The organism is Bradyrhizobium sp., from assembly GCF_019242285.1.
In the GTDB taxonomy this organism is placed as follows: domain Bacteria; phylum Pseudomonadota; class Alphaproteobacteria; order Rhizobiales; family Xanthobacteraceae; genus Bradyrhizobium.
In genome coordinates this window covers 1-5,001 of record NZ_JAFAVV010000507.1, presented here as the reverse complement: position 1 = coordinate 5,001, position 5,001 = coordinate 1, and the positions used below count along the sequence as shown (strand labels likewise).

The window sequence follows — 5,001 nt, the reverse complement described above, 5'->3', positions numbered from 1 at the left end:
AGGAGGATGACCGCTCAGATAAGGAAGATCATTACACAATCCGAGCGGCAACTACGTTGACACGCACCGAGATCACCAAGGCCCGCCTGATCGCTGACCGCGCCAAGGAGGTGTCACAACCGGACAGCTAGAGTGCCAGCAGTTGGTTTCGCAATGCCACGTCTTCGCGCAGCACCGCGGCCGGACCGGTGAATCGGATGCAGCCCTTCTCAAGCACGTAGACGCGGTCGGCGAGCCCAAGCGAGAAGCCCACGCCCTGCTCGGCGAGCAGGATCGTCAATCCCTGGTTGCGAAGCTCGCCGATCTTGTCGAGGAGAACTTGCACAACCAACGGCGCCAATCCCTCCGACGGCTCGTCGAGCAACAAGAGCTCGGGGTTGCCCATGAGCGTGCGGGCGATCGTCAGCATCTGCTGCTCGCCGCCGGACAGATAACCTCCCAGCCGATCCCTCAGTCCAGCGAGCACGGGAAAGAGGTCGAACACCGCATCGATCGACCAACGACCGGGGCGTTTCGCCGCCCGCCGGGCGACGTCGAGATTCTCCCAAACGGTAAGCTCGGCAAAGATGCGGCGGTCCTCTGGCACGAAGCCGATCCCGGAGCGGGCGATGCGGTAGGGTGCCTTGCCAGTGATGTCGCGCTCCTTGAAGCGGATGCGACCGGCCGAAGGCGGCGTCAGTCCCATGACCGAGCGCATGGTCGTGGTCTTGCCCACACCGTTGCGTCCGAGCAGGCACACGCATTCCCCGGCCGCTAACTCAAGGGAAATCCCGAACAGCACCTGGGACAAGCCATACGCGGTGTGAACGTCCCGGAGCTCGAGCAGCGCACTCATTGCACTGAGCCAAGATAGATCCGGCGCACCTCGGCATCGGCGCGGATGGTCGCGGGGCTGCCTTCGACAACGATGCGGCCCTGGTGCATGACCGCGATCTTTTGCGCAATCGAGAACACAAACTCCATGTCATGTTCTGTGAACAGCAGGGTCAGGCTGCGCTCGCGGGCGATGCGCTTGAGTAGGGCGAGCGTTTCGCGTGTCTCCGCTGCCGACATGCCCGCTGTTGGTTCGTCGAGCAGCAAGATCTTTGGATCACCCGCGAGGGCGATACCGAGCTCAATTTGCTTCTGGTTGCCGTAAGACAGGGTTCCGGCGATCGCCTGCGCCTGCCCGAGGAGGCCAGTGGAGTCGAGAAGCGCGCGCGCCTCCTCGCGGTAAAACGTTTCCGAGCGTGACCAAAAGTCGCGCCCGCATCCACGGTGAGAGAGCAGGGCTGCCTGGACGTTCTCGAACACGGTGAGGCGCGAAAAGATGTTGGCCCTCTGGAACGAGCGGCCAATCCCTATGCCGCTGATTCGGTGCGGCGGCATTCCGGTGATGTCGCGGCCGCCGAGCAGCACCTGGCCGCTCGTGGGCCGCACGTGGCCGGTGATAAGATTGAAGAGCGTTGATTTTCCGGCGCCGTTCGGGCCGATGACGGCCGCGATCTCGCCGGCCGCGATGGCGAGCGTCACCTCCGAGACGGCCGCGAATCCGTCAAATATTTTGCTTAGGCCACGTACTTCAAGCAGATTGCCGCCCTCCACCGCGCCGACGCAGCCAATTGACCCCGGCGACAAGCCCGCCGACGATGCCGCCGGGGAAGGCAAAGAGCAGCACCAATAGGATCACGCCGAGGACAAACGGCCAGTACTCGGTATAGGAGGTGATCTGCTGGTTGAGCATGACCAGCGTGGCCGCGCCCACCACCGGTCCCCAGAAGTGCTCCATGCCGCCAAGAATGGCCATGATCATGACCTCGGCCGATTTCGTCCAATAGAGGTAGTCGGCGAACACGCCCCGGTTAAAGATGCCAAACAGCGCCCCGGCCAGGCCAGCAAACCCGCCAGCGACGACGAAGGCGGCTAGTTCGTATCGGCGCACGTTGACGCCAATGAAGGCGGCGCGCTCCGGGTTTTCGCGTATTGCCGTCAGCATGCGGCCGAATGGCGAACCAATGATCCGACGCAACGCAGCCAGCGACACAGCCACTAGCGCCAGGGTAAGCAGGTAGAAGCGGTCGCTGACGCGCAACCCGTCCAGGCCGGGGAGGGCCGACATCCAGTCGAGGTCCGGGTACGGCACGTCGGGCAATCCCTGGTCGCCGCCCGTGACGCCGTTCCATTTGAAGCAGATTGCCCACGCGATTTGGGAGAACGCCAGCGTCAACATCGCGAAATAAATCTTGGTGAGCCGGACGCAGAAAAAGCCGAAGACGAGTGCAAATCCGGCCGCGCCGAGCCACGCCGCCGGAAGGGCGAGCGCAAACGGCACGCCATAGGTCTTCATGAGAATGCCGCAGATATAGGCGCCGATGCCGAAATAGGCGACGTGCCCGAACGAAACGAGGCCGGTCGTGCCGAGCAGCAGGTTCAGGCTGACGGCAAAGAGCGCGTCGATGGCGATCTGTGTGCCGAGGAAGGTGTCATAGCGCGAGCCGAGCCAAGGCACCCATAGCGCGGCCAGGAACACCATAAGCGTCCACGGGATGCGATTGCCGGACCAGGGCACCGTCATCCCTGTCCGGGCACGGCGTTCGGCTGTCATCTGACAGGCCGCCCAAACAGGCCCCAGGGGCGGATGATCAGGATCACCGCCATCAGGGCAAACACCGAGAACAGCGAAAAGCTCGGGAAAATCAGGATGCCGAAGGAGAGGACCTGGCCATAGAGGACCGATCCCCAAAACGTGCCCCAGAACGAGCCGAGGCCGCCGATCACCACGACGATGAACGCCTCGACGATGATTTCGACATCCATGCCCGGCACGATGCTTTGAATCGGCGTGACGAGCGCGCCTGACAGACCGGCGAGGAACGAGCTGGCCACGAACATGCCAGTGTAGATGACGCCGACATTCGCGCCCAGAACAGCGAGCATCTCGCGATCGAGCGCCGCCGCCCGGACCAGGCGGCCCGCCGTGCTGCGCGTCAGCACGAGCCAAACGCCGACCGCGACCGCCGGGCCAAGCGCCATGATGAAAAGGTTGTAGAATGGGAGTACGGTATGGAAGACCTCGACGCCGCCGGCAAGGATCGCGGGCCGCGACACCGAGAGCTGTTGGGTGCCCCAGATGGCCTTGGCGGCGTCTCCGAGGATCAGCACCAGCGCGTAGGTGAACAGCAGTTGGTACAGTTCCTCGCGGCCGTAGAGATGGCGAAACAGCAGCCTCTCTATCACTCCGCCGAGTATGGCCACGCCCGCGGCTGCGGCGACGACCGCGATCCAGAATCCGTACCCGCTTGACGTCAGCCATTGCACGACCTGCCAGGCGAGGTAGGCGCCCAGCATGTAAAACGAGCCATGCGCGAAGTTGAGGACGCGCATGACGCCGAACACGAGCGACAGGCCCGAGGCGATGAGGAACAGGAACATCGCGGTGGTAAGGCCGCCGAGGAACTGGCCGAACAGAAAGGATGCCGGCACGCGGTCGCGCCGTCAGTTCGTGAGCGGACCTTGGGCCAGATATTTGGGCTCCTTCATGATGGCAAACGGGTAATGCTCGTCCTTGACCATCTCCCCCCAGAACTCGCCGCTGTCCGTCTCGTGCGTGGCGGTGTTGAACGTGCGCTTGCCAACCGGAGTATCGAAGGTGAGCCCAAGCAGCGCCTTGGATACCTTGTCGGAATCCGTGCTCCCCGCCTTCTTCATGCCGGCGGCAAGTGCCTCGACGGCGCTGTAGCCCATGATCGCCCAACCCGAGCCGTACGGATCCTTCGTGAAGGCGCGCAGGTGCTCGACAAACGCCTTGTGCTCCGGCGGCTCGTCGCCCGACCAGACCACCGGGTCGTAGGCGTCGGACCAAAGGCCAAACGGATAGTCGGCGCCAAGCGCTCGCGCCTCGTCAACCGACCCCACCTCGCCGCCATCCGCCAGTCGATAGTTGATCGCCTTGAAGTAGCCAAGCGGTCCCGCCTGTTTGGCGAGGGTTACGAAATCGCCCCCATAGACATCGCAAAAAACGGCATCCGGACGCTTGCCCATCTGCGCGTTGATGAACGGCGTGAAGTCGCTCTGCCCCAGCTTTGGCCATTGTTGGTCGACGATCTCGATGTCCGGCCTGGCCTTCTTGATAAAGTCTATGAACGCAGCGACCGCGTCTCGGCCGTAGGCGTAATCCGGGGCGATCGTCGCGACCCTCTTGACGTCCTTCCAGCGCGCCACAAGCGTGGCGCCGGTGCGTCCTTCGATATCGGTGTTGGAGGCGAGCCGGAAGATGTAGGGGTGCAGATTCGCCGGCCCGGTAAGCTGAATCGTCTTGGCAGTTGGGGCGATGAAGACGATCTTGTTTTCCTTCGCGATCGTCGAAACGGCCGGCGCTTCCGAGGAGGTGAGCGTCCCGATCAAGAAATCGGCATTGTTCTTCAGGATCAGCTCGCGTGACAGTCGCACCGCCTCGTCCGCGTTGGCCTTGCTGTCCCGTTCGAGCAGTTCGAGCTTGCGGCCGAGGACGCCACCCTGGGCATTGATGTCCGCGACCGCCAATTCCGCGCCCTTTGTGACCGGCACGCCATAGACCGCCGCCGGCCCGGAGAGGGGCATGGGAAACCCGATCCGGATCGTGCTCTCCGCGGCGGCGCCCCACGGCGCCAGTGCTGCCGCGGCGCAAGCGACAACCAAGGCGCCCATGCGTCGCATGTTGTCCCCCCGTCGATATTTATTCCCGGTGCTTACGGCTTAGCGTTCCATCTAGCATCACTCGCTTTGTTAATGACCGTCAAGCACGCGCAAGACCATTGCCCTGGGGCGCCTTCGGGCGGATGGGGGTGGGGTGAATCGGAGGGGCGCTCAGAACAGCGAATACCCGCCGTCGATCACGAAGCTGTCCCCGGTGTGATAGGCACTGGCCGGACTCATCAGGTAGACCGCGATGCCCCCGAAATCCTCCCCGGTGCCCCAGCGGCGCATCGGGATGCGCGGCATGACGTTGCCGCTGAACTTGGCGTTGCCGATCGCGTTCGCCGT

The 5,001-nt window shown here is 63.5% G+C and carries 6 protein-coding genes; all 6 read right to left on the bottom strand.

The window, feature by feature from the left end:
- Nucleotides 1-127: 127 nt before the first annotated feature.
- Entirely contained in the window at nucleotides 128-835 is a 708-nt protein-coding gene (locus tag JOY90_RS20130; RefSeq protein WP_291692858.1) for an ABC transporter ATP-binding protein, read from the bottom strand.
- A complete protein-coding gene (locus tag JOY90_RS20125; RefSeq protein ID WP_291692857.1) occupies nucleotides 832-1,512 on the bottom strand; it encodes an ABC transporter ATP-binding protein in 681 nt (226 codons plus the stop codon). Before JOY90_RS20125 ends, JOY90_RS20130 begins: the two co-directional genes overlap by 4 nt.
- A gap of 49 nt (nucleotides 1,513-1,561) precedes the next feature.
- On the bottom strand, nucleotides 1,562-2,584 hold the full coding sequence (locus JOY90_RS20120) for a branched-chain amino acid ABC transporter permease (protein ID WP_291692856.1): 1,023 nt from the start codon (nucleotides 2,582-2,584) through the stop codon (nucleotides 1,562-1,564).
- Nucleotides 2,581-3,462 carry a branched-chain amino acid ABC transporter permease gene (locus JOY90_RS20115; protein WP_291692855.1) on the bottom strand — a complete coding sequence of 294 codons (882 nt, stop codon included), beginning with the start codon at nucleotides 3,460-3,462 and terminating at the stop codon, nucleotides 2,581-2,583. The genes JOY90_RS20120 and JOY90_RS20115 overlap by 4 nt, the downstream gene beginning before the upstream one ends.
- 12 nt (nucleotides 3,463-3,474) lie before the next feature.
- Nucleotides 3,475-4,674 carry an ABC transporter substrate-binding protein gene (locus JOY90_RS20110; RefSeq protein ID WP_291692854.1) on the bottom strand — a complete coding sequence of 400 codons (1,200 nt, stop codon included), beginning with the start codon at nucleotides 4,672-4,674 and terminating at the stop codon, nucleotides 3,475-3,477.
- Nucleotides 4,675-4,824: 150 nt separating this feature from the next.
- The coding region (locus JOY90_RS20105; protein ID WP_291692859.1) for an SDR family oxidoreductase at nucleotides 4,825-5,001 on the bottom strand (177 nt) is incomplete at its 5' end.

Coding starts and splice junctions, on each gene's coding strand:
- JOY90_RS20130 (WP_291692858.1), bottom strand. CDS start 835: ATGAGTGCGCTGCTCGAGCTCCGGGACGTTCACACCGCGTATGGCTTG.
- JOY90_RS20120 (WP_291692856.1), bottom strand. CDS start 2,584: ATGACAGCCGAACGCCGTGCCCGGACAGGGATGACGGTGCCCTGGTCC.
- JOY90_RS20110 (WP_291692854.1), bottom strand. CDS start 4,674: ATGCGACGCATGGGCGCCTTGGTTGTCGCTTGCGCCGCGGCAGCACTG.